Origin of the sequence: Thermobifida fusca NBRC 14071 = JCM 3263 (assembly GCF_001592045.1) — a bacterium.
GTDB lineage: Bacteria > Actinomycetota > Actinomycetes > Streptosporangiales > Streptosporangiaceae > Thermobifida > Thermobifida fusca.
The window spans coordinates 1-23,413 of record NZ_BCWB01000041.1 but is presented as its reverse complement, the minus strand read 5'-3'; the positions used below and the strand labels follow the sequence as shown (position 1 = coordinate 23,413).

The window sequence follows — 23,413 nt, the reverse complement described above, 5'->3', positions numbered from 1 at the left end:
TATTAGGAGCCATAAACATCATTACCACAACGGGTCACGCGTATATCTCGATATGAGTTCGACTGGTACAAGAAACCCCTGGTTGTGATCCCAGGGGTAGAGTTTTAGATCCCGAACAAGCATTGCTTTATTCCCCAGGAGATAAAACTAAAACATAAAGTTTCCTTAATTTATCTGGGGAGTGGAGAAAGAAACTTTCCAGTGGCTATGCGGAGCCGTACAACCGGTCCCCCGCATCCCCCAGCCCAGGAACAATGAACCCCGACTCGTTGAGACGCTCGTCGATAGCGGCCGTCACCACACGCAGCCGCAGGTCGCCGCGCTCCTCCAACACCCCGCTCAAACCGGTGCGCAGCCGCTCCAACCCTTCCGGGGCAGCAAGCAGGCAGAGCGCAGTGATATGGTCGGCGCCCCGCTCCACCAGCAGCCGCAACGCCGCCGCCAAAGTGCCGCCCGTCGCCAGCATGGGGTCGAGCACATAGCACTGCCGCCCCGACAAGTCCCGAGGCAGCCGGTCTGCGTAAGTCGCCGGCTGCAGCGTCTCCTCGTCGCGGACCATCCCCAAAAAGCCCACTTCGGCGGTGGGCAGCAGACGCGTCATCCCGTCCAGCATGCCCAACCCGGCGCGCAGGATCGGCACCACTAGCGGAACCGGCCGGGAAAGCTGGACCCCCACCGTCTCGGTCAGCGGAGTCTGCACCGTGGCTTCCGACACCCGCACATCCCTCGTCGCCTCATAGGCGAGAAGAGTCACGAGTTCGTCGGTGAGACGGCGGAAGGTAGGCGAATCCGTGCGCACGTCCCGCAGCGTGGTGAGCTTGTGGGCAACGAGCGGATGGTCCACAACGAAGATCTCCATAGGAGATCAAACTATCGTTCCGGGCGCCTTCCCACACATTCCCCGTCAAACCGATTCCACCAGGGGTTTCACGGTGCGTGCTCCCCGCGGGGCGCTCTGTCGCTGTCGCGGGGTGCGGTTGAAGACCGGATCACGTTCTGTTCCTACAGGAACGTCCGTTCTAATAGGAGATGTGAGCGCGGACTTCTACAACGGACCAGCCTTCCCGCTAGGAGAGCACAACACGGGCGAAGGCAGCCGTTTCAGTGACCAAGCAAGGGACGATCTGCGATTCTGGTTTGACCAAGGCCAGCCGGGTGGAGCGACGATGACGGAACTCGAACTGGACGATGGCGCAGGCGACTTCGCCGCCGTAGCTTATCGAGAAGAAGACTACTGGGATGTCGACCTGCTCCCAGTCGCGCTAACCCGCGACCTCAAAGGATTGTTGCACGCCCTCCACCAGCAGCCGAGCATCAGCGGAGCCATCGGCCTGGTTTCGGTCGCCGACGACTTCTTCATCCTCGCCCGCGTCTACGGACGGGACAACGTCAGCGTCTTCCTCTCCGATATCACCGCGTCGATGGACTGGAAGATCGCCCGCGATGTCCTGGAATACCTGGATATCGACATCCCCGACGACGAGGATGTAGACCAGGTGCTCCCCGCAGGAGACATGTCGATCCTCGCTGACCTGGGGCTGGATGAGATGGAATTGGGTGCACTGGCCGGAGACCTCGACCTGTATCCGGACGAGGTGCTGTCCAGTATCGCGGAACGTCTCGGATTTCACGCTGCTTTCCAACGCGCCCTGGACGCGTTGGGGTAAAGCCAGCGTGCACACCGGCTGGCACGTGGTTGAAGAAGCGCAGTAGACAGGAGTCCGGGTGGCGGTTTTCGCAGCGGTCTTCTCCCATGCAGCAGACGGGTGGACGGGGACCGAGGTGGATTTAGCGGAGTACGAGGGAATCGACGACCTTGCCGATCTGATGCGTGACACGGCCGCGGCCGAGTCCACCGCAGAAACCTCCGTCGTGGTGCTCGCGGAAGCCGACGACGAATGGTTCGGCGTTGCCCGACTGGACGACACCGGGGAGCCGCGAGCTTTCCTCTCCGACATGCGAGTGGTGTACGGGCACCCGGCAGCCCGCCTGTTCCTCGAAACCGACGGAGGAATAGACGACGATCAAGAAACCGAAGGCACGGGGCAGAACCCCTACCCCGAACCGGTGGGAGACCCCGACCTGCTCGACGACCTCGGCATCCCAGGCACCGAACTGATGGTGCTGACCACGCGCGAAGGCATCCTGCCCGCGGATGCGCTGACCACCATCGCTGACCGTGCCGGATTCGCCGGAGAACTCGACGAGCTGCGGGCATGAGCGTAGGGCGGAGTGGGGTCGACGCCGCCGTGCGGCGGGCGCTGGAAGAGGCCGAGAAGACATCGTCTAGCGGCGATGTTCCCGTGGGCGCTGTCGTCCTCGACCCGGACGGCGTGGTCATCGGCGCCGGCCACAACGAGCGCGAGGCCACCGGCGACCCCACCGCACACGCCGAAGTGCTCGCCTTGCGCGCCGCAGCACGGCGTCTAGGCAGCTGGCGGCTGAGCGGCTGCACCCTGGCGGTCACTCTTGAACCGTGCACGATGTGCGCGGGCGCCATCGTGCTGGCCCGGATCGAACGGCTCATCTACGGGGCACGCGACGAACGGGCAGGAGCCGTAGGGTCCCTGTGGGACGTGGTTCGCGACCGGCGACTCAACCACCGTCCCGAAGTGATTCCCCCCGACCTCGTGGACCCGGAACTGTCTGCCGCGTGCAGCCGCCTCCTCACCGATTTCTTCGCGCGCCACCGTACCCGATAGCACTGCCCAGCCCTGGCAGACACCACCGTCAGTGAGTACCAGCCGCACGCGTGCAACGAACACCGTTTCGTCGGACCCGGCGGTGTTGCAGGGTAGTCGGCCCGCCAGCATCCCGACGGCATGCGCTGCGTGGGCAGGAAAGCATTCGCCATGGGGAGCGGAAGCACAGAAAACCACTGGCCTGCAGTGAACTCCCCGTGCGCAAAAGGACTTCTGAAACCGCGTGCGCCAATCTTCCCCGTTGAACTCCACATCTGGTGAAGTCGAAATTGTGCCTTTCCGGAAAGCAGGAGCAGGGCATGGAGATGCTCGGTGATGAGGCGGATGACGGTATGCCGGGCTTTCGCGAAAGAAACGAATTTCAGGGGGAGTTTCCGGGGCGAGGCGGGCTGGTCGGGGAATGCGTCTCCGGGTAAAGGCTCGTATTCGTAACCGGCGTGCCGTACCCCATGGTTTTACGGGGGCGCTTCGCGTGAAGAGAGCATTTCCTCCCGTTGGCGCAGCCAGGGTGAGATTCATCCGTGACAGGGCAGCGAAGACGGGGACGAGGCGGCCCACCGATCCCCCAAACAGGGATCCGAGAGGCCGACAAGCCTGTCCGGCGGTCGAGCTCTTTACTGCTCGCTGGACGCCGCACTTTCCGGCCATGCGAGCCTGCCGGGGGCGCTGTGCTCGAGAGACGGGTGAAGCACGGTGGCGGTACCCGATGGCCGGGATGCTCCACTTGGCGCACTTTGTCTTCAATGTGACTTACCGCACATAAAGTGTCGGGTGGAGACCGCTCAACTCGCGGCACTTCACAGAGCCATGTAGAGTGGTCCGCGGTGGAGTCGCATAGCGGCCTAGTGCGCACGCCTCGAAAGCGTGTGAGGGGCAACCCTCCGTGGGTTCAAATCCCACCTCCACCGCCAGCAGGCCGGTCCTGGAGGACCGGCCTCTTGCTTTCCCCGGGGACGACCGTTGACCGCGAGCACATCCCAGCAGGTGCTGCTGCGCGGAGAACCCCGGTCCACCGCTCTGCGCGTTCCTGCGTCCCCTACCGGTCGCCCGGCACGCGGACAGCCTCCTCCAGGTTTGCGTCGCGCAGGTACGGCCCGATCTCCTCCACTGCGCGGTCGACGTCTGCCGCGTCCGTGGACAGGTGGAAAGCGCAGCGCATGCGGCCTGCGCGCATGGCCGCGACAATCCCCGCGTCGGCCAGAACCTGTTGCGCCTTGGCGTCCACTGCCACGCTGACGATCGCTGAATCGGTGGGCGGCAGTCCCAGCGCAGCGCAGAACCGGTTCGCCAACGCGACGTTATGGGCTCCGAGCGCTGCTTCCCCCAGGTCGGCGAGCAGCTCCAAAGCAGGGGCGAGCCCCACACACGACGCCCACGCCGGGGACAGGTCGAAGCGGCGCGCATCCGAGGCCAGGCGTAGCTCGGTGCCGTAGAACGCGCTCGTGATGTCCTCAGCCGCGAACCAGTTCGCCGCGATCGGCGTGAGTTCGGCCAGGGCATCGTCGGTTCCCGCGAAGAAACAGGCGCCCCGCGGTCCCAGCAGCCACTTGTAGGCGCTGCACACCAGGTAGTCCACGCGGTCTGCGGGAATAGGAAGCCAGCCCGACGACTGGGTGGTGTCCAGCAGCACCCGCGCGCCGTGCGTGGCAGCCGCGTCCAGCAGCGCGGGAACATCAACGATACGGCCGTCGGCGGACTGGACCACAGAGACCGAGACAAGGTCCACGCTCGTGTCCACGGCGTCGATGATCCGGTCCAGCGGAACCGGGCGGACCGTGACCCCTCGTCCGGTTGCGGCGAGGAAAGGGTAGGTCACCGAGGTGAAGTCCTCCTCGGCCACGACCACGGTTGCACCCGGGGGAAGAGAAGCCGCGACCAGTCCGACGAAGAAGGACGCCTGCGATCCGACCGCCACTCGAGACACGGGCACTCCGACCAGTCTGGCGAAGGCGGCCCGCGACCGCTCCACCGCCTGATGCGCAATGTCCAACGTCAACCGTCCTCGGGCGCGGTCGCGCTCCACGGCGAGAGTCGCCTCGTGGGCGACGCGGGGCGGAAGCCCGCAGGTGGCGGTGTTCAAATAGACCACCTCACGGGTGAACTGGTCGCGGATTGACGAGGGAAGTAGGGGTGCGGTGTCCATGCTTGGATTGTCAGCAACCCGATCTCAAAGATCAAGAAAAGATTTTCGTCTTCTCTCATAAATAGCTTTGATACCTTGGGGGTGTGCTGGACCTCACTCGACTCCGTGTGTTGTGCGAGGTGGCCCGACTGGGATCGATGAGCGCGGCCGCGCGCGCCCTCTCCTACACCCAGCCCGCCGTCTCCCACCACATTGCCCGCCTCGAAGCGGAAGTGGGCACGCCCCTCGTGGTGCGGCACGGGCGCGGGGTGCGGCTCACCGAAGCGGGCCGGGTCCTCGTCGGCCACGCGGAAGCCGTACTGGCCCGGCTGGACACGGCTGAAGAAGAAGTCGCGGCCATCGCGGGACTGCGGGCAGGCCGGGTCAGCCTCGCTGCCTTCCCTACAGCCACCGCCGGAATCGTGCCGCAAGCCCTGGCCACCCTGCGGGAACGCGCCCCCGATGTCGCGGTCACCCTGGTCGAAGCGGAACCCCCCGAATCCTTGGACCTGCTCCGCGAAGGCGAAGTGGACGTCACCCTCGCCTTCTCCTACGACGAGACACCCCCTGATGCGAGCACCGGCATCCGCGAGGTCACGCTCTGCCGGGAACAGGTGCGGCTGCTGCTTCCCGGTGACCACCCGCTCGCCGCTGAGCACACTCTGGAACTCGCTGCCCTGCGCAAAGAGACCTGGGTGGCGGGCTGCGAGCGCTGCCGCTCCCACCTCGTCCACGTGTGCCGCCGGGCCGGATTCGAGCCCTGGATCGCCTACACCACCGACGACCACCTGGCCGTTCAGCGTCTCGTGTCCCTGGGCATGGCAGTGGGGGTGCTGCCGCAGCTTGCCCTCCTCCTCCACCAGGGGGAGAACGTCGCCGTGGTCGACTCCCCGGAACTGGGCTGGCGGCGCCTGTTCGTGGCTGTTGCCGGGGGCACGATACCGCCTGCTGCCGCGGCGCTCGTAGACGAGCTCACCGCCGCGGTGGGTCAACTCAACTCCGGGAACCAGGCCGGGTCGTAAACCCGGGCCGCCACCGTTTCCCGCTGCTGCAAGGCGGCGCGCAGCGTCCGGTGCAATCCGTCCTCCAAGTAGAGTTCGCCTTTCCACCGCACCACGTGCGGAAAAAGATCCCCGAAGAAGGTGGAGTCCTTGGAGAGGAGGTATTTCAAATCTAAAACACTCTTGGTGGTCACGAGCTCATCCAGCCGCACCTGTCTAGGCGCAATCTTGTACCACGCGCTTGGCGACAGGCCGTGATCAGGATAAGGACGGCCGTTGCCGACCCGCTTGAAGACCATGCACCAATAGTAAGCGGAACTGGACAGGTGGTGAGAGATGACAGAGAAACGGACACCCCCTGTTCAGAATGAGGTCGGCGGAAACAGCCCCGAAGAGGATATTTCAGCCCGCGAAAGGAAAAAGGGGGTGCACGGGGAATGTCCGCGCTGAAAAAGTTCGAGAAGCAGAGAAAAACAGCCGCCCAACCTAGAAAACCGCGGAGAAAACCCTCCGCGGCAGGCGGCTGTTCCTGAAGAGGTGTTGCGGTGGCCGCAAGACAGCAGCCGGTCCCCGGCCACCGGCCCCCCTCCTACTTCTTCGCGATCGGGTGCAGCACGTCCTGGCCCACGAACGGGCGGAGCGCCTCAGGCACCACCACGGAACCGTCCTCCTGCTGGTGGTTCTCCAAGATCGCGACAATCCACCGCGTGGTGGCCAGCGTGCCGTTGAGCGTGGCCACGAACCGCGGCTTGCCGTCAGTGTCGCGGTAGCGGATGTTGAGACGGCGGGACTGGAACTCGGTGCAGTTCGACGTGGACGTGAGCTCGCGGTAGCGGCCCTGGCTGGGAAGCCACGCCTCGCAGTCGTACTTGCGTGCCGCGCTCGTCCCCAGGTCACCGGCGGCGATGTCCACCACCCGGTAGGGCACCTCGATCAGGTCAAGCATCTCGCGTTCCCACGCGAGCAGCCGCAGATGCTCCTCGTGCGCCTCGTCCGGGTGAGCGTAGACGAACATCTCCACCTTGTTGAACTGGTGGACCCGGATGATGCCGCGCGTGTCCTTGCCGTAGGAGCCCGCCTCCCGGCGGAAGCACGACGACCAGCCGATGTAGCGGGTCGGCAGGGCGTCAGCGGGCAGGATCTCGTTCGCGTGGTACCCGGCCAGCGGCACCTCGGAGGTGCCCACCAGGTACAGGTCGTCGGCGGGAAGGTGGTAGACCTCCGCAGCGTGCTCCCCGAGGAACCCGGTGCCGTCCATGGTCTCCGGTTTGACCAGCACCGGCGGGATCATCGGGGTGAAGCCGTTGGCGACGGCCCGCTGCATCGCCAAGTTGAGCAGGCCCAGTTCCAGCAGCGCGCCGACACCGGTGAGGAAGTAGAACCGCGCCCCCGACACTTTGGCGCCCCGCTCCGTGTCGATGGCGCCGAGCATCTCACCCAGTTCCAGGTGGTCGCGGGGGGTGAAGTCGAACTGGCGGGGCGTGCCGACCTCTTCGACCACGACAAAGTCGTCAACCCCGCCCACCGGCGCGTCGCTTTCCACCACGTTCGGCACGGAACGCAGCAGTGTGGTGAGCTCGTCGGAGAGCGCTTCGGCCTCAGCCTCAGCGGATTTGACCTCGGACGCCAGACTCTTCGCCCGGTTCAGCAGCGCTTCCCGCTCCTCTGCGGAGGCGCGGGAAACAGACTTGCCGACGCTTTTCTGTTCGGCGCGCAACGTTTCGAAACGCGCCAGGGCGGCGCGGTGCCGCGAGTCCAGATCCAGCAGCCGGTCGACGACAGATTCGTCTTCGCCGCGTGCCCGCTGCGACGCGCGCAAACGGTCAGGGTCTTCCCGTAGAGCTCGAAGGTCGATCACGTTGAGCAGGGTACCGGTATCACGGCTTTCCGCACACAGTGTCAGACGTTTCTGGAACGATAAAGGTGTCGGCCTCGTCGAATGAGGCCGAAAGGACCTGTCACGGGGACGCAGCGTGCGGCAAGGGGGCCTACACGAGGACACGAGTGGGATCCCTCCTTGCGACGGGTCTCGCTTCGGCCGGGAAACCGGCCTGCGCTCCGCACCGGTGTGGTGGCGGAGCAGAAAGGGGGAGAACACAATGACACAGCACTGGGGGATGAAGCCGGTTGGTGCAATGACCGCCGCGGAAATCCGCGCGGCACTGGACCGGCTCGACGAGGTTGCACCCGAAGACACGGCTTTGGAGCTGGCACTGCGCCACGAGCTGTACCGGGTGGCCTCGGAAGACTGGATGTTCGACGAGGATTCGGTGCTGGTGGGCTGAGACCCCCGCCAGGCACGCTGTTCCCAACGTTTCAGGTGAGGGCCCCTCAACGTTCACCTGGGCATTCGGGAACGCGGAATCCTGGAACGTTCACTACGGAACCGCGGGGTGGAGTCGCTGCCCCTCCGTGAGGCGGTCGCCCCAGTGCGGGCCCTGATCGTGGCCGTATCGTGGTGCCCGTTGACGGTGTGCCACGAGTGGTCTGCCGGACTGTACTCGTCGGCGAAGCGAGACGGCTCGGTGACGAGAGCGGTGGCCCGCCGCGAGCTGCGCGACTCTGCCCCGTTCGAGGCTGCAAGAAGCCGGTCCACGTCGGTTTCGAACAGGTCGTCGTGGACGTGCTCTCCGGTGCCGGGGGATTCGTGGCGGCCGCTTTTGATCAAGCCGAGCAGGCTGTTGAGCGGGCCTTGCCGGCCGATGACGAACCATGCAACAGCGCCGAGGATCGGCAGTTGGAGAACGAGGAGCGTCCACAGCAGCTTGCCGCCCCGGGTCAGCGAACGCATGGACAGTACGGAGGCCAGCGCCGCGATGACCAAGGTGAGTAGCGCGATTGTGGCCAGGCCCGCGAGGATTCCTACGAGCATGGCGGTGCTGTCCGACATCGGCTGCTGTGTCACGGCTGCCGTGACCCTCCCTCTGCGACTCTTTTTCCGGCTGCTATCACCAGCATGGGGAGTCACGACCCAACGCACGCCAGCGGCACGGCCAGCCGACGGTAAAACTCCCTGCGATTGTCGGACACGCTCCGCATAGGAGCCCGGAGCATGCTGCCCGTCCACGGGCACAGGCTTGTGCGTAGGCGCATCGGAGCCGGGAAAGCAGGCTGACAGCGCAGACCGCGGTCTGGGCGGCGGGGCACGTCCCCCCGGGAAACAGCAGCGGAGACACCGCTGACCCGCGGGTCACCGCCGGGGCCGGACTCCCGGGACACGGGGTTGCGGATGGCGGCCGCTGCTCTCCACAGCGGTCCGGTCTCCACGTCGACGCGCCCTCAGAAAACCCCGAAGACATGTACTCTCCGTGACCGTCGGTCGGGTGGAAGAAAAGCGGGCTTCCTTCTTGATTTCTCTGCGCACGGGCACGACCTGCTGCTTTACTGGCTCCATGGGCGAGCGGCGACACGTCATCGCAAGCAGATCCGTATGCCCCGGGACCACAGTCGTGACACACAGTCTCGACCAGTGTCGTGGAGGCAGAGTCCAACCGTGCGGATAACCGTGACTGAGAAGCCCGGCTACCTGCGGGTCGCCGACAGTCTGCGGGAACCCATCCTCAACGGGGAGCTTCCCCCAGGGACTCGGCTGCCTTCGCGGGCCCAGCTGGCCCGCCGCCACGCGGTCAGCGAGCAGGTGGCGCGCTGCGCGTTACAGCTTCTCGTGGCAGAAGGGCTGATTGAGGGACGGGCCGGATCCGGGTACTACGTGCGAGCGCCTTCCGCGGAAGTCCTCTTATCCCGCACCTCCCACCTCCCCGGGCTCGACCCGCTGCGCACCGAGTGGCTGGGGGCCCGGACCGAGACCGCGTCCATTGCCATGGCCCGGCGGCTCGGCACCCGGGTGGGGGAGCCGCTGTACCGGACGGAATGCCTCGGATACGCGCAGGGCACTCCGATCGCGCTGTGGGTGGCGTGGGAGCCCGCCATTCTCACGCTGGGCACCGGCCTGACCCCGGGGGAGCGGCCAGACACCAGTGTGGCGGAGCGGCTCGCCGAGGTGGGGGTCACCGTGGACCGGATCGAAGAGGAGGTGTCGGTTCGTCGACTGCGGGAGGTGGAAGCGCGGCGGCTCGCACTGGAGCCGGGCACGGCCATCCTGCTCGTGCAGCGCACCCATTTTGCTGGGCGGCGGGTCGTGGAAACGTCGGACCTCATCGTCTCAGCGGAGCACTGCCGGCTCGGCTACCGGCTGGTTTCCCCGTCCCGGCCGGGGCGGACTGCCGCGGACAAGAACGGGCCGTCTCCCCCACGGTCCCGGGAGACGGCCGCTTCTTCTCAGATGGGATCGGCAGAGTGAGCAAACCAGCTGGAGTGAGGAGTACGCCTAGTTGGCGTGGTTGTGGACTTCAACAGTGTTGCCGATGCAGTAGTACTCGTTGAGGACGTTCAAGCCTAGGGACAGCAGCGGAAGACCACCGGGGTCGCCGGGGGCCAGACCTAGCACGAGAGCGTCCTGTTCGACAACGCACTGGTTGATGACGGTTCCCGCCCCGACAGTGTCCTCTTCCAGCCCTTCGCCTTCAGGCTGCTCGTTGAGGCCGGAGACCTCGTCGTCCAGGACGGGCAGGTCGATGCTCACGTCCGTAGACCAGTCCGCTTCTTCTTCGGCGAGGGCGGGGAAGGAGCTGACAGCGAGAAGACACGCGGCCGCCCCGCTTACTGCCGCCCCCCTGATGATCTGGCGCATCACAGAATCCATTCCTTTTCTTCGGGTTTTCGGACGTCCGCTGCTCGTGCGGTAGGCAGCGACGGACAAGGCCGAAGAAGCCGCAGCGGGGACGCTGGACAGCCCCACTCTTGCCACAGCGCGCAGAGCCACGGGAACCGTGTGCCGCTGTGGCCTTCGGAAGGCCGCCTTCCGAAGCAGTAGCGGACTCCTCCAGGCCGGATGGGACGGTCTTCGCGGACAGGCCCGAGACCGTCGTGCTTTCGAGTGCAGCCCTGGGCAAGAGCTGCGGGTGTGCTGGGCTTAAGGAGTAGTGACGGTGACGGAGTTGCCCTCGCATGCCGCGGCGAGCAAGGGGTGGTGCTGCGCTTCGGGGGCCGGCGCCGGCAGGTCCGGAGGCTCATCAGGCGCCGGTGCGGGGGAGGGAACGGTGACGTTCCCGGTGATGAGGCGCTGGGTGACCGTGCACAGCTCCATGACGATGGGGCGCGGCTCCTCACCGGCCAGAGCAGGAGCGGTGTTGCTGAACAGCCCTGCGGCAAGCGTCCCCACTGCTATGGCAGTGACGGTTCGACGCATTGAGGGTGTCCCTTCCGTGTGGATCTCGGTGTGTGAAACGGTCACGGCCGACGGGTCGAAGATGCGGGTGTGGTCCGTGTCGCGCAGGGATCGGGAGGCCGGGAGCCGGTGACGCGATGACAAAGAAAGAAGCAGAGCGGAAGACCAGGCGGAGGGGATCGGGTGGTGGGTCGCAACCGTGACGCACAGCCCAGGGTGTGCGGGATCAATGTCAGTACGGGTGCGGCCGCCTTCTCCCAGAAGCCAGGTGGAAGGCGGCCGCCTTCCCTGCAGAGAGGGAGCTCCAGACGAGGTGTCAGCGGTTGATGACGACGGCCTCGTTGCTGATGCAGTTGTAGGTGTCCTCCCCCAGCGGCAGCAGCTCGGCGGGAAGGTCGAGCGGGCTGGAGATGGTCACGCGCTGGTCGACAACGCACTGGTCCACGACAGTGGTGTGCGACTCCCGGTCGATCTCAAATCCGCCGGCCAGGGCAGTAGCGGTGCTGAAGCTGAGCAGTCCCGCGGTGATCGCGCTCACCGCCGCGGCTTTGACGATTCCACGCATTGAGGGTGTCCCTTCTGTGAGGCCCGCTGACCGTGTGGGAACGGACACGGCCAGCGGGCGGGCGTTGAGAAGCACGTTTTCTGGCTTGATGCGGCGACGGTCTGCGGCCACGGGCGAACGAGGCCGGTGAAGACCGTGACTCCCTTACCCGGAGCGGGCTGGGCCGTCCGGGGCCGGTTTCATGGGAGAGTCAAAGACCGTCTCTGGGATGAGAAACGGGGGCTCCTCGCAGCGTTGGGAGGAGCCCTGGAGGCACTACTCGTTGACGACGACGACTTCGTTGCCGATGCAGTTGTAGGCAGAGCCGCCCAGCAGGTCCGGAGGGATGATGTCCGGAAGGGTCAGGCCGCCGGCCTCCAACTGCTGGACCACCACGCACTGGTCGATGTTGGTGAAGGTCTCCTCGCTGGAGAACTCGTGGTAGCCCGCCAGCGCAGCGGAAGCGCTGGCACCGACCAGGGCCAGGCTCATCGCGCCCACCGTGGCTAGCCTCGTCATCTGACGCATGTGACTCAAACCTTTCAAATGGTGACCGTTGGCGGTCAGGCGACCGTCAATCGACAGGTGTGCACCGAGAGTGATCTCTCGATTGCTCTCGGAAACTATGTCGCATGGGGTGGGCATGAGCCACGCGAAGACACGGGGATTGCTTTTCTTTTACTGAAAATGCCGCTAGCCCACGCCGCCGTGCGACGCGGGTTGGGTGTCGGGCCGCCTCCCACGGTCCAGACAGCCGTGCCGTGGGAGGCGGCGGGTGGAGAGCGATGGGGTGTCAGTCCAGGCGGACCGGAGCGCCCTCGAAACTAGTTGTTGTCGTTGACGTTGACGCTGCCAGCGCAGGCCGAAGAGTTGAGCAGGTTCAGGTTCAGGCCCAGGCCGAGGAGCAGACCCGCACCGGTGGCCTCCTGAGCCGAGATGCACTGCGCGGTCTCGGTGGCGGTGATCTCGGTGTAGTCGCCGGCCAGGGCGCTGGAGGCCCCGGCGCCGAGCAGACCCGCGGCCAGCGTGCTCACGGCAGCCAGCTTCATGATTCGCCGCATGACAAATACCTTTCGATGACGGTAACGACGGTCGCTACAACGACCACCGATCAACGGTCTGTGCCGAGCTGATCGCCCGAACACGTGCTGCAATACTGCCGTTAATCCAACGCGTTTTGAATGGACGAATGCGCGTTATGCCATTCCTTTGCTTCCCTTTATTGTTTCATTGCAATCCATTATCTGGGGAAGCAAGGGGAAGTGTGTGGAAGAGGGTAAAAACGGAACCTCCTCCAGCAGAGTGTGGAGGAGGTCGTCTTTTCCCGAAGGGCAGTGGAATGGTTTTTAATGCAAATAAGAATTGCGGTTTCTAGTTGTCGTTGATGTTGACGCTGCCCGTGCAGGACGCCGCGTTGAGGGCGTTGACGTTCGCGCCCGCACCGATGAGCAAGCTGAAACCGCCAGCCTCCTGAGCCGAGATGCACTGCGCGGTCTCGGTGGCGGTGATCTCGGTGTAGTCGCCGGCCAGGGCGCTGGAGGCCCCGGCGCCGAGCAGACCCGCGGCCAGCGTGCTCACGGCAGCCAGCTTCATGATTCGCCGCATGACAAATACCTTTCGATGACGGTAACGACGGTCGACAAAAGCGACCATCAGCTCACTGCGATGACGGTTGAGAGCATCCTTCAAACCGTGCAGCACAACAATGCCATGCGGGGGTTTACCTGCAACGCTTCGGAACGCGGGTTTTGCATTGTCTTTACCGGCAAAACCACAGTGTGACCGTCGCAAATCCGGGCGATCTGGGGGAGAGAGAAAGACGCGCCGCCTCCCCAGACTCCTGTGGGAGGCGGCGCTTTTATATCAGGGCAGTGGAATGGTTTTTAATGCAAATAAGAATTGCGGTTTCTAGTTGTCGTTGACGTTGACGCTGCCCGTGCAGGACGCCGAGTTGAGGGCGTTGACGTTCAAGCCCAGCCCGGCGAGCAGGCCGAGGCCGACTGCTGGCTGCTCAGCGACACACTGTGCCGTCTTGGTGGCGGTGATCTCGGTGTAGTCGTGGGCGAAGGCGGTCGAGGCCCCCGCGCCGACGAGCCCCGCGGCCAGCGCGCCCACAGCGGCTAGCTTCATGATTCGCCGCATCTGAGACATACCTTTCTCTCGTGCCCTCGGCGACCGATAGGCGGCCGCCAGCCGTTATCGCAACGTCCAGGAGTTTTCTCCTGGACGCACACCACAACAGTGCCGCACAACCCAGTCGAGACAGACGAGAAAATCCGTGCCCTGGACTCTTTTTTGAACAATTGGCTCTCAACGTTACTAGCGGAGAAAGGTAGAGGAAGAGAAAATTTGGTTCTCCTTCCGAGATCTCCGAAAGAAAAGCGTTCCTGTGCAGAAGGGGAACGGAGTGCAATGAAAACAAGAATTACGGTTTCTTTTGTTGTTGGGATTGGCGTTGCCGACACAAGATCCGGAATTGATCCTGTGGCCGCTGCACCCTCCTCGCAGCAGAACGCGGCCCTCCCTAGCCGGCCCGTGGCGACATGCCAGTCCTCAAGATGCTGGTCAAAGCGGCCGATATAGCAGTGTCCGGACAACCGCCCCCGCAGCGGGCAGCCACACCGCGTCCATTCCCCCGCAACGCACGATGGCCGACGACACAAGTCGCCGGCCATCGCCTCAGACGTTGAACAGCACCAAACAAACGATGCCCGTACTACCGGTAAACAGAAACCTCGCCCCAGACATCCTTGCAACTGTTTTACTGTCCCTGCAGTTCGGATCACCGCGTTTCATGGGATAGAAGACATTTTTCTCCGGTTGAAAAGAAGAAACTGCTCTCCCCTTTTTCGAGGATAAGAAAACCGGAATTCCGGATGAAGCGGATCCGAAGCAGGGAAAGGACTGCGGCCATCGAACCCTCTCTCCCGCGCCAACCCCCGCCTCCGCTGCGCACCGGCCGCAGCACGCCCCGCCGAGACACGAAAAACGGGGAGGACCGCGCCACCCGCCGCACCGGCGAGCAGCCGTCCTCCCCGCAAACAGACCAGAACCGCGCTAGCTGGTGAACTCCTCAGCGAGCAGCTCAGCGATCTGGGCGGTGTTCAACGCCGCACCCTTACGCAAGTTGTCCCCACACAGGAACAAGTCCAGCGACCGCGGGTCGTCCAGCGAACGGCGGATCCGTCCCACCCACGTCGGGTCCGTACCGACCACGTCAATCGGGGTCGGGAACTCGCCCTTCGCCGGGTCGTCCTGGACCACCACGCCAGGAGAGGAAGCCAGCAGGCGCCGCGCCTCGTCCGCATCCACCTCCGTGGAGAACGTCGCGTGGATCGCAAGCGAGTGGGTGGTCACCACCGGCACGCGCACACACGTTGCCGACACCCGCAGGTCAGGCAGTCCGAGGATCTTCCGGGACTCGTTGCGGACCTTCAACTCCTCCGACGACCAGCCGTCGTCCTTCAACGACCCCGCCCATGGCACCACGTTCAACGCCAGCGGCGCCGGGAACGGACCCAAGTCGCTCACCGCAGCCCGCACATCCCCCGCACGAGTACCCAACGTGCGGTCCGTCGCCACCTTGGCGATCTGGTCGTACAGCGTGTCGACCCCCTGCTGGCCCGCACCGGACGCCGCCTGGTACGAGCTCACCACCAGGTCCGTCAGCCCGTAGGCCCGGTGCAGCGCCCCGATCGCCACAATCATCGACAGGGTCGTGCAGTTCGGGTTGCTGATGATGTTGCGCGGACGGTTGCGCACCTGCTCGGCGTTGACCTCAGGCACCACCAGCGGCACGTCGTCGTCCAAACGGAACGCACCAGAGTTGTCCACGACAACCGCGCCCCGCTCCGCCGCGATCGGCGCCCACTCCTTGGACACCTCGTCGGGGACGTCGAACATGGCCACGTCGACCCCGTCGAAGACCTCCGGGGAAATAGCCTGAACCTCGACCTCCTCGCCGCGGACCGTGAGCCGCTTGCCCGCAGACCGGGCCGACGCCACCAGGCGGATCTCCCCCCACACGTTCTTACGCGTGGAAAGAATGTCCAACATGACAGTGCCCACCGCACCGGTGGCCCCCACAACGGCGAGAGTGGGAAGACGGTTACTCATCGGCCGGTACCTCCATACACAACGGCCTCGACCTGGTCGGCGTCCAACTGGAACTCACGGTGCGCGGCGGCCACTGCGGCGTCCACGTCGTCCTGCGCCACCACGATCGAGATGCGGATCTCGGAAGTGGAAATCATCTCGATGTTGATGCCCTCGCGGGCCACAGCGTCAAAGAACCGAGCAGTCACCCCCGGATAGGAGCGCATCCCCGCGCCGATCAGCGACACCTTGCCGATCCGGTCGTTGTACAGCAGCGACTCGAAACCGACCTTGTCCTGGATCTTCTTCAACGCGGCCAGCGCGTTCTGCCCCGAGTCGGCAGGCAGAGTGAAAGAAATGTCCGTACGCGACGTGGAAGCCGCGGACACGTTCTGCACGATCATGTCCACGTTGATCTCAGCGTCGGCCAGCGCCTTGAAGATCGCTGCTGCCTCGCCGACACGGTCGGGCACCCCCACAACCGTGATCTTGGCTTCGCTCCGGTCATGCGCCACGCCGGAGATGATCGGTTGTTCCATGCCTTCGGTTTCCTCAACTTCCGAGACGACCCAGGTACCGGGCTTCTGACTGAAAGACGAGCGCACGTGCAGCGGAATGTTGTACCGCCGCGCATACTCCACGCAGCGCAGATGCAGGATCTTGGCGCCGGAGGCCGCCATCTCCAGCATCTCCTCGTAGGAGATCTGGGGGATGCGTCGAGCGGAGGGCACGATACGCGGATCAGCAGTGAACACCCCGTCGACGTCGGTGTAGATCTCGCACAAGTCGGCGTTGAGCGCCGCAGCAAGCGCCACAGCCGTAGTGTCCGAACCACCGCGGCCCAACGTGGTGATGTCCTTGCTGTCCTGCGACACCCCTTGGAAGCCAGCGACGATGCAGATCGCCCCTTCGGCGAGCGCATCCCTGATCCGCCCCGGGGTGACATCGATGATCTTCGCGTTGCCGTGCAGCGACGTGGTGATCACCCCGGCCTGCGAACCGGTGAACGACCGGGCCTCATAGCCCAAGTTCCCGATAGCCATCGCAACCAGGGCCATCGAGATCCGCTCCCCGGCAGTCAGCAGCATGTCCAACTCCCGGCCCGGCGGGAGCGGACTCACCTGCTTCGCAAGGTCGAGAAGCTCGTCAGTGGTGTCGCCCATGGCGGAGACCACGACGACCACGTCGTATCCGGCTTTCTTCTGAGCGACGATCCGTTCGGCTACCCGCTTAATGGCATCCGCATCAGCGACGGACGACCCGCCGTACTTTTGCACGATCAAAGCCACGGTCGGCGCTCCTGAGGAATCGGGTTCACGGTAATCGACCAGCCAGTCTAGTGATCGGAGATTCACGGCTCCCTGCGCGTCGGACAGGAGCCGAGGCAGGGAGATACCCGTGAACAGGACAGGGATATCAGTGGGGCCGTCGACCAATCACCCGGATACGGCTCTCGCCCGGCCGGGTGACCTGCCGCGGCCGCTGGGGCGAGGGGGCTGAAGTTCGGCTCTCAGAAGTCGAGGGCTCGGCGGCCTTCGAAGGCCCGGCCCAGGGTGACCTCGTCCGCATACTCGAGGTCGCCTCCCACGGGCAGGCCACTGGCGAGCCGGGTGACCTTCAGCCCCATGGGTTTCAGAAGGCGTGCCAGATAGGTGGCGGTCGCCTCACCCTCCAGGTTCGGGTCCGTGGCGAGAATCACCTCGGTGACCCGGCCTTCGGAGAGGCGCGCCATCAGCTCTTTCACACGCAGATCGTCGGGGCCCACGCCCTCGATCGGGCTGATTGCACCACCGAGCACGTGGTAGCGGCCGCGGAACTCCCGCGTCCGCTCGATAGCCACGACATCCTTCGGCTCTTCAACGACACAGATCACCGTGTCGTCCCGACGCGGGTCACGGCAGATCCGGCACTGGGTCTCCTCGGCAATGTTGCCGCACACGGCACAGAACCGGACCCGCTCCTTGACCGCGACAAGCGCGTTGACCAGACGGTGAACGTCAGCGGTCTCCGCGGCGAGCAGGTGGAAGGCAATACGCTGCGCGCTTTTCGGACCGACGCCAGGCAGCCGCCCAAGCTCGTCGATCAGATTCTGAACCGCGCCTTCGTACATTGCCTGCCTACTCGTGACGTGGATACTGCTACCACCGTAGTGGACACACGGAACCGGTGAGGACCCTACCCCACCGGACCCGCGACCCCGGCTGACCGGTCACAGACCGGGAAGCCCAGGAAAACCACCGCCCAACCCTTGGGCGAGCGGACCCATCTTCTGCTGCTGGATCTCTTCCACCATACGCTCACCGTCGCGGATCGCTGCCAGCACCAGGTCCGCAATCGTCTGCGCGGTCTCCGCAGCGTCATCAGGGTCCACCGCTTTCGGGTCGATGGACACGTCCTCCACCTGTCCGCGCCCGTTCATGGTGACACTGACCAGACCGCCACCGGAAGAGCCCGTCACCTTGGTCTCATCCAACTCCTGCTGGGCCGCCATGAGCTGCTGCTGCATCTGCTGGGCCTGCTGCAGGATCGCCTGCATGTCCAATCCGCCACCAGGATTCACTGTTCTGCTCCTTGGTCTGGGTTGTCCGTGCCTGCGAGCCTAGCCGCTCTCCCGCCCCCCAAAACCACGGATGCGACACCCCCAGCGGGTTTACCCACCCCCAAGAGGGATAGCCAGCAATAGTCACGGCAAAAAACCCTGCTCCACGCCGTAAGGCATCCGACGACAGGCGGAAGACACCATGACGAGCAACAGTTGTGCCCCGTCCTCCCGCCCGTACACCCCCACGCATCACAAGGATGCGCACCCAGCAACACCGTTCGACACGCCCGAGCGACCGGAGTTGCGACCATGACCACAACCACAATCCCGCCCATCAGCGAGTACGCGATGCTGTCCGACTGCCGCACCGCCGCACTCGTCGCCCCCGACAGCACCATTGAATGGCTGTGCGCGCCCCGTTTCGACAGCCCCAGCGTCTTCGCCCGCCTCCTCGACCGGCACCACGGCGGCGCCTGGGAGTGGACCGTGCCCGAAGCCACCACAGTCCACCGGGACTACCTCGCGGAAACCCTGGTGCTGCGCACCCGCTGGCACACCCCGAACGGAACCGCGGTAGGCCACGACTTCCTCGCCGTGGTCCCCCGCCACGCCTCCGGAATCGCACCCGCCGGAATCCTCGTGCGGCTCCTGCACTGCGAGCGCGGCACCGTGCGCCTCCAATCCCGGATCACGGCACGCCCCGACTACAGCACCCGCGACGCCCACTGGACCAGCCGAAGCCACGCGCTCATCGACGAGCACAGCGGCCTCCTCCTCTCCGGCCCCGCAGAAACCATCCCCGACCGGTCAGGAGCCGTCGTCACCGACATGGTGCTGCGCGCCGGAGAATCCGTGGCACTCGGCCTCGACTACACGGGCGACATGCTGCGCCGCGTCGACGCCACCACCGCCCACCACCTCCTCACCCAGACCACGCACACCTGGCAGGCGTGGGCATCCCGCTCCGACTACCAGGGCGTCGCAGCCGACTGGGTGCGGCACAGCGCAGTCGTCCTCAAAGGACTCATAAGCGACGACAGCGGCGCCCTCATCACCGCCCCCACCACGTCGCTCTCCGAATGGCCGGGAGGAGCCCGCAACTGGGACTACCGCTACGCGTGGCGCCGCGACACAGCCCGGACCATCCGCGCCCTGCTCCGCCTCGGCCACCACAACGACGCAGGCCAACTGCTGCGATTCCTCCTCGACTACTGCGCAGAAAAAGAAAACCGGGTGCCGCCCGTCACCCGCATCGACAACACCCCGCTCCCCAACGAAACCACGCTGACCCACCTCAGCGGCTACCACGACTCCCGGCCCGTGCGCATCCACAGCGACGCTTACCGGCAGCACCAGCTCGACGTCTACGGACACATCCTGGAAGCAGCCTTCGCCTACCACGAGGCCACCGGACACACCTCCCTAACCGACCTCAACGAACTCCGCAAAGTAGTGGAGATCGCAGGCCGGCTGTGGCGCCACCCCGATGCCGGAGTGTGGGGGATCAACACCAGTCCCCGGCACTGGACCGAATCGAAACTGTACGCGTGGGTGTGCTTCGACCGGGCCATCCGCCTCTTCCAACAGACCGGCACCGTCCCCGCTGACACCCTCGACCAGTGGCAGGCAGAACGCGACGCGATCCGCACCGACGTGATCGCGAAAGGCTGCCACGCCGGGCTCGGCAGGTTCGTGCAAACCTACGGGGCCGCCAACGTCGACGGCTCCCTGCTGCACATTCCCCTCGTCGACTTCCTCCCCGGCACCGACCCCCGCGTCGTCGCCACCATCGACCGGATCGACGCCGAACTAGGCGAAGCCGGCTTCCTCGTGCACCGCTACGACGCCTCCACCACCCGCGACGACGTGCCCGACACCGGGGAAGGCGCGTTCCTCCCCTGCTCGTTCGACATGGTTTCCGCGCTCGTCCTCGCCAACCGGGTCGACGAAGCCCACCACCGCTTCACCACCCTGTGCGCCCACGCCGGAGCACTCCGCCTGTTTGCGGAAGAAATGACCGCAGACGGCACCATGCTCGGCAACTATCCGCACGCGTTCACCCACCTGGCGCTGATCGAAGCAGCACTCCACTTGGACGAAGCCCAACGGGAACGCGCCCACCGCGTGGAGGCCCGCCGCCCCGCCTAGCCACGCACCATGCCGGGACGGCAGGCCCCCACACCACACCGGGATCAGTAGGTGATCGACTCCGGTCCCAGCAGGCTCTTCACCTCACCCGAAAACTCCGGGCTGACCCGCACCGGATAGTCGTCGATCGCGAAAATCCGCGACCGCCGCGGGTTGTCCACCCGGATCCGCACCGGCGTGTCCCCCCGGTGGCTGCGCAGCGTCTGCTTCAGCTCGCTGATCAACTCCCGGGTGACCCTCTTCTCCGGAATAGTCAACAGAACCGGCGGCTCCCCCTCAGACACATGGGAAATGTCCAAAATCGACATCTCGGACACGAAGAGGGAGAAGGTGCCGTCCCGGTCGTTGAGCCGCCCCTTGATCGACACCGCGGTGTCCTCCACCAAAGCGTCCACATACAGCGGATACACCTTGGGGAAGAACAAAGCCTCAATAGAAGCGTCCAAATCCTCGACCGTGGCGATCGCCCACTGGTTGCCCGCCTTGTTGATGCGCTTCTCCACCTTGGAGATCAAGCCCGCAATCCGCACCTCGTCGTTGTTGCGGCGCTCCCCGTTCACCACGTCCAGCAGCGGGGCGTCACTAGCCCGCGCCAGAATCCGCTCGGCCCCCGCCAAAGGATGGCTGGACACGTACAAGCCGAGCATCTCCCGCTCAAACGCGAGCTTGGTCTTCCGGTCCCACTCCTCACCCGTCCAGTTGATGGAGAAGCCCAGCGGCGCGCTCTCCCCGCCGTCCTCCTCGTCACCCCCGCCGAACAGGTCGAACTGGCCGTGCGCCTCCTGCTTCTTCGAACTGAGCACCGCATCCACCGCGGCCTCGTGGTGCCGGTACAAGTCCAGGCGAGAGTGGCCGAGCGAGTCGAACGCCCCCGCCTTGATCAGCGACTCGATGACCCGCTTGTTGCAGACCGTCAGCTCAATCTTCGACAGGAAGTCCACAAACGACGTGAACTTCCCCTTCTCCTCACGGGTCTTGAGGATCGACTCCACCACGTTGGCGCCCACGTTGCGGACCGCGCCCAACCCGAAACGGATGTCGTTGCCGACCGGGGTGAACTGCAGACCCGACTCGTTGACGTCCGGCGGCAGCACCCGGATGCCCATCTTCCGGCACTCCGCCAGATAGACAGCCATCTTGTCCTTGTCGTCCGCCACCGACGTGAGCAGAGCCGCCATGTAGGACGCCGGGTGATTCGCCTTCAAATAGGCGGTCCAATAAGAAATCATCCCGTACCCGGCCGTGTGCGACTTGTTGAACGCGTAGCCGGAGAAGGGAAGCATCACGTCCCACAAGGCCTGCATGGCCTCCTTGGAGAAGCCCCGGGACAGCATGCCTTCGGAGAACTTGGTGTACTCCTTCTCCAGGGCCTCCTTCTTTTTCTTCCCCATCGCGCGGCGCAACAAGTCCGCGCCGCCCAGCGTGTACCCGGCGAGCTGCTGGGCGATCGCCATCACCTGCTCCTGGTAGACGATCAGGTGGAAAGACTCGGCGAGGATCGGGTCCAACGCCTCCTTCAGCTCCGGGTGGATCGGAGTGATCTCCTGGCGCCCGTTCGACCGGTCCGCATAGTCGTTGTGCGCGTTCGCCGCCATCGGACCAGGCCGGTACAGGGCGAGCACAGCGGCAATGTCACCGAACTTCTTCGGCTCCATCCGCTTGAGCAGCGCCCGCATCGGACCACCGTCAAGCTGGAACACACCGAGCGTGTCCCCGCGCGACAGCAGCTCATACGTCTTCTTGTTGTCCAACGGCAGGGCGGACAGGTTGATCTCCTTGCCCTCGTTGGCCTTGATGTTCTGGATCGCGTCGTCGATGACCGTCAGGTTCCGCAACCCCAGGAAGTCCATCTTCAACAGGCCCATCTCCTCGCACTGGGGATAGGGGAAGCCTGTGATGATGGCCCCGTCCGTCTCCCGCTTGTGCAGCGGGATCACATCGAGCAGCGGCTCAGCGGAGAGGATCACACCCGCCGCGTGCACACCCGTGCCCCGGGTCAGCCCTTCCAGACCGCTTGCAGTCTCATACACCTTGCGGGCGTCCGGGTTGGATTCGATGAGCTGCCGCAGCTCAGCCGCCTCGTTGTAGCGGGGGTGGCTTTCGTCGAAGACCGCGGACAGCGGAATCTCTTTACCACCCACCGCCGGCGGGAACGCCTTCGTGATCTTGTCACCGAGCGCGTACGGGTAGCCGAGGATCCGCGTCGCGTCCTTGATCGCAGCCTTCGCCTTAATCGTGCCGAACGTGAGGATCTGCGCGACCCGGTCCTCCCCGTAGCGTTCCGTCACGTAGCGGATCATGTCGCCGCGCTTACGTTCGTCGAAGTCCAAGTCGATGTCAGGCATCGACACACGCTCGGGGTTGAGGAACCGTTCAAATAGCAGCGAGTGCTCCAACGGGTCCAAGTCGGTGATCCCGAGCACGTAGGCCACCATCGACCCGGTCGCCGAACCACGTCCCGGCCCCAGCGCGATCCCCGAACGCCGCGCGTACTGGCAGATGTCCGCCACCACCAGGAAGTAGGCGGGGAACCCCATCCGCTCGATGATGCTCAACTCGTGTTCGATACGTTCCCGCACTTCCCGGCTCGGCCCGTTGGGGTACCGGTTCGGGATGCAGCGTTCAATCTCCTTGCGCAGCCAGCTCGCCTGCGTCTCCCCTTCCGGCACCGGGAACTTCGGCATCAAGTCCCGGGGGCGGAACACGTCGTCGTATGCGCCGTCCTCCACCTGCTCGGCGATCCACAGCGTGTTGCGGCACCCCTCCAACCATTCGTCGAACGTGTTGAGGGACCGCATCTCTTCTGCGCTTTTGAGGTAGTAGCCGGTGCCGTTGAACCGGAAACGCGTAGGGTCGTCGAGGTTCTTGCCCACACCCACGGCCAGCAGCGCGTCATGCGCGGCCGCCTGGTCCTCGGTCACATAGTGGGAGTCGTTGGTGACCACGGGCCGCAGGCCGAGCTTCTTCGCCACAGTCAACAAGCCGGAGCGGACTTCCCGCTCAATATCCAGACCGTGGTCCATCAACTCCAC

General features: G+C 65.0%; 24 protein-coding genes and 1 tRNA gene. 8 read left to right on the top strand and 17 right to left on the bottom strand.

All coding sequences use genetic code 11. The features are described 5' to 3' along the window. Positions 1–205: 205 nt before the first annotated feature. Complete coding sequence (gene upp / locus TF1_RS10375; protein WP_016187965.1) at positions 206–859, bottom strand: uracil phosphoribosyltransferase; 654 nt, start codon at positions 857–859, stop codon at positions 206–208. A gap of 307 nt (positions 860–1,166) precedes the next feature. Between upp and TF1_RS10370 the strand changes: the two genes are divergently transcribed. The 4 genes from TF1_RS10370 to TF1_RS10355 all read left to right on the top strand — a co-directional run bounded on the left by TF1_RS10370 (position 1,167) and on the right by TF1_RS10355 (position 3,613). Further along, positions 1,167–1,667 carry a tRNA adenosine deaminase-associated protein gene (locus TF1_RS10370; protein WP_011290472.1) on the top strand — a complete coding sequence of 167 codons (501 nt, stop codon included), beginning with the start codon at positions 1,167–1,169 and terminating at the stop codon, positions 1,665–1,667. A 58-nt stretch (positions 1,668–1,725) separates the two neighbouring features. Further along, positions 1,726–2,220, top strand: a complete 495-nt coding sequence (locus TF1_RS10365; protein ID WP_061783849.1) for a tRNA adenosine deaminase-associated protein — start codon at positions 1,726–1,728, stop codon at positions 2,218–2,220. After that, positions 2,217–2,702 carry a nucleoside deaminase gene (locus tag TF1_RS10360; RefSeq protein WP_016187966.1) on the top strand — a complete coding sequence of 162 codons (486 nt, stop codon included), beginning with the start codon at positions 2,217–2,219 and terminating at the stop codon, positions 2,700–2,702. The genes TF1_RS10365 and TF1_RS10360 overlap by 4 nt, the downstream gene beginning before the upstream one ends. Before the next feature lie 823 nt (positions 2,703–3,525). Continuing rightward, positions 3,526–3,613: transfer RNA gene (locus TF1_RS10355), tRNA-Ser, on the top strand. Between the two features lie 125 nt (positions 3,614–3,738). Here the strand turns inward: TF1_RS10355 and TF1_RS10350 are convergent. Then, complete coding sequence (locus TF1_RS10350; protein WP_011290475.1) at positions 3,739–4,845, bottom strand: aminotransferase class V-fold PLP-dependent enzyme; 1,107 nt, start codon at positions 4,843–4,845, stop codon at positions 3,739–3,741. Between the two features lie 83 nt (positions 4,846–4,928). On the opposite strand from TF1_RS10350, the gene TF1_RS10345 reads away from it, so the two are divergent. After that, positions 4,929–5,846 carry a LysR family transcriptional regulator gene (locus tag TF1_RS10345; protein WP_061783848.1) on the top strand — a complete coding sequence of 306 codons (918 nt, stop codon included), beginning with the start codon at positions 4,929–4,931 and terminating at the stop codon, positions 5,844–5,846. Here TF1_RS10345 and TF1_RS10340 read toward each other — a convergent pair. After that, complete coding sequence (locus TF1_RS10340) at positions 5,813–6,124, bottom strand: type II toxin-antitoxin system VapB family antitoxin (RefSeq protein ID WP_011290477.1); 312 nt, start codon at positions 6,122–6,124, stop codon at positions 5,813–5,815. The two genes, TF1_RS10345 and TF1_RS10340, sit on opposite strands and share 34 nt — an antisense overlap. Positions 6,125–6,414: 290 nt before the next feature. After that, complete coding sequence (serS, locus tag TF1_RS10335; protein WP_011290478.1) at positions 6,415–7,683, bottom strand: serine--tRNA ligase; 1,269 nt, start codon at positions 7,681–7,683, stop codon at positions 6,415–6,417. Positions 7,684–7,924: 241 nt separating this feature from the next. Between serS and TF1_RS10330 the strand changes: the two genes are divergently transcribed. Then, positions 7,925–8,110 carry a hypothetical protein gene (locus TF1_RS10330; RefSeq protein ID WP_061783847.1) on the top strand — a complete coding sequence of 62 codons (186 nt, stop codon included), beginning with the start codon at positions 7,925–7,927 and terminating at the stop codon, positions 8,108–8,110. Positions 8,111–8,163: 53 nt separating this feature from the next. On the opposite strand, the gene TF1_RS10325 is transcribed toward TF1_RS10330, so the two are convergent. Continuing rightward, the gene (locus tag TF1_RS10325) at positions 8,164–8,730 is read right to left on the bottom strand and encodes a PLDc N-terminal domain-containing protein (RefSeq protein ID WP_011290479.1); all 567 of its coding nucleotides are present in this window, start codon (positions 8,728–8,730) and stop codon (positions 8,164–8,166) included. A gap of 600 nt (positions 8,731–9,330) precedes the next feature. Between TF1_RS10325 and TF1_RS10320 the strand changes: the two genes are divergently transcribed. Continuing rightward, entirely contained in the window at positions 9,331–10,125 is a 795-nt protein-coding gene (locus tag TF1_RS10320) for a GntR family transcriptional regulator (RefSeq protein ID WP_011290480.1), read from the top strand. Between the two features lie 27 nt (positions 10,126–10,152). On the opposite strand, the gene TF1_RS10315 is transcribed toward TF1_RS10320, so the two are convergent. The 11 genes from TF1_RS10315 to TF1_RS10265 all read right to left on the bottom strand — a co-directional run bounded on the left by TF1_RS10315 (position 10,153) and on the right by TF1_RS10265 (position 18,227). Then, positions 10,153–10,527, bottom strand: coding sequence for a hypothetical protein (locus TF1_RS10315; RefSeq protein WP_016187969.1), 375 nt, complete (start codon positions 10,525–10,527; stop codon positions 10,153–10,155). A gap of 270 nt (positions 10,528–10,797) precedes the next feature. After that, the gene (locus tag TF1_RS10310; RefSeq protein WP_016187970.1) at positions 10,798–11,073 is read right to left on the bottom strand and encodes a hypothetical protein; all 276 of its coding nucleotides are present in this window, start codon (positions 11,071–11,073) and stop codon (positions 10,798–10,800) included. 295 nt (positions 11,074–11,368) lie between these two features. After that, the gene (locus tag TF1_RS10305) at positions 11,369–11,617 is read right to left on the bottom strand and encodes a hypothetical protein (RefSeq protein WP_011290483.1); all 249 of its coding nucleotides are present in this window, start codon (positions 11,615–11,617) and stop codon (positions 11,369–11,371) included. Positions 11,618–11,872: 255 nt separating this feature from the next. Further along, positions 11,873–12,124 carry a hypothetical protein gene (locus TF1_RS10300; RefSeq protein ID WP_038043006.1) on the bottom strand — a complete coding sequence of 84 codons (252 nt, stop codon included), beginning with the start codon at positions 12,122–12,124 and terminating at the stop codon, positions 11,873–11,875. Positions 12,125–12,420: 296 nt separating this feature from the next. Then, positions 12,421–12,657, bottom strand: coding sequence for a hypothetical protein (locus TF1_RS10295; RefSeq protein ID WP_011290485.1), 237 nt, complete (start codon positions 12,655–12,657; stop codon positions 12,421–12,423). Between the two features lie 310 nt (positions 12,658–12,967). Next, positions 12,968–13,201, bottom strand: a complete 234-nt coding sequence (locus TF1_RS10290) for a hypothetical protein (RefSeq protein ID WP_016187972.1) — start codon at positions 13,199–13,201, stop codon at positions 12,968–12,970. Positions 13,202–13,504: 303 nt separating this feature from the next. After that, on the bottom strand, positions 13,505–13,738 hold the full coding sequence (locus tag TF1_RS10285) for a hypothetical protein (protein WP_011290487.1): 234 nt from the start codon (positions 13,736–13,738) through the stop codon (positions 13,505–13,507). A 915-nt stretch (positions 13,739–14,653) separates the two neighbouring features. Beyond that, on the bottom strand, positions 14,654–15,712 hold the full coding sequence (locus TF1_RS10280) for an aspartate-semialdehyde dehydrogenase (RefSeq protein WP_011290489.1): 1,059 nt from the start codon (positions 15,710–15,712) through the stop codon (positions 14,654–14,656). Continuing rightward, a complete protein-coding gene (locus tag TF1_RS10275) occupies positions 15,709–16,980 on the bottom strand; it encodes an aspartate kinase (RefSeq protein WP_011290490.1) in 1,272 nt (423 codons plus the stop codon). The genes TF1_RS10280 and TF1_RS10275 overlap by 4 nt, the downstream gene beginning before the upstream one ends. Before the next feature lie 221 nt (positions 16,981–17,201). Continuing rightward, the gene (gene recR / locus TF1_RS10270; RefSeq protein ID WP_011290491.1) at positions 17,202–17,801 is read right to left on the bottom strand and encodes a recombination mediator RecR; all 600 of its coding nucleotides are present in this window, start codon (positions 17,799–17,801) and stop codon (positions 17,202–17,204) included. 99 nt (positions 17,802–17,900) lie between these two features. Then, positions 17,901–18,227 carry a YbaB/EbfC family nucleoid-associated protein gene (locus tag TF1_RS10265; protein ID WP_016187973.1) on the bottom strand — a complete coding sequence of 109 codons (327 nt, stop codon included), beginning with the start codon at positions 18,225–18,227 and terminating at the stop codon, positions 17,901–17,903. A gap of 315 nt (positions 18,228–18,542) precedes the next feature. Here TF1_RS10265 and TF1_RS10260 point away from each other — a divergent pair, with 315 nt between their 5' ends. Then, on the top strand, positions 18,543–20,381 hold the full coding sequence (locus tag TF1_RS10260; protein ID WP_011290493.1) for a glycoside hydrolase family 15 protein: 1,839 nt from the start codon (positions 18,543–18,545) through the stop codon (positions 20,379–20,381). 44 nt (positions 20,382–20,425) lie between these two features. Here the strand turns inward: TF1_RS10260 and dnaE are convergent. Then, positions 20,426–23,413, bottom strand: a 2,988-nt coding sequence (gene dnaE / locus TF1_RS10255) for a DNA polymerase III subunit alpha (RefSeq protein WP_061783846.1), incomplete at its 5' end; no start/stop codon positions are given.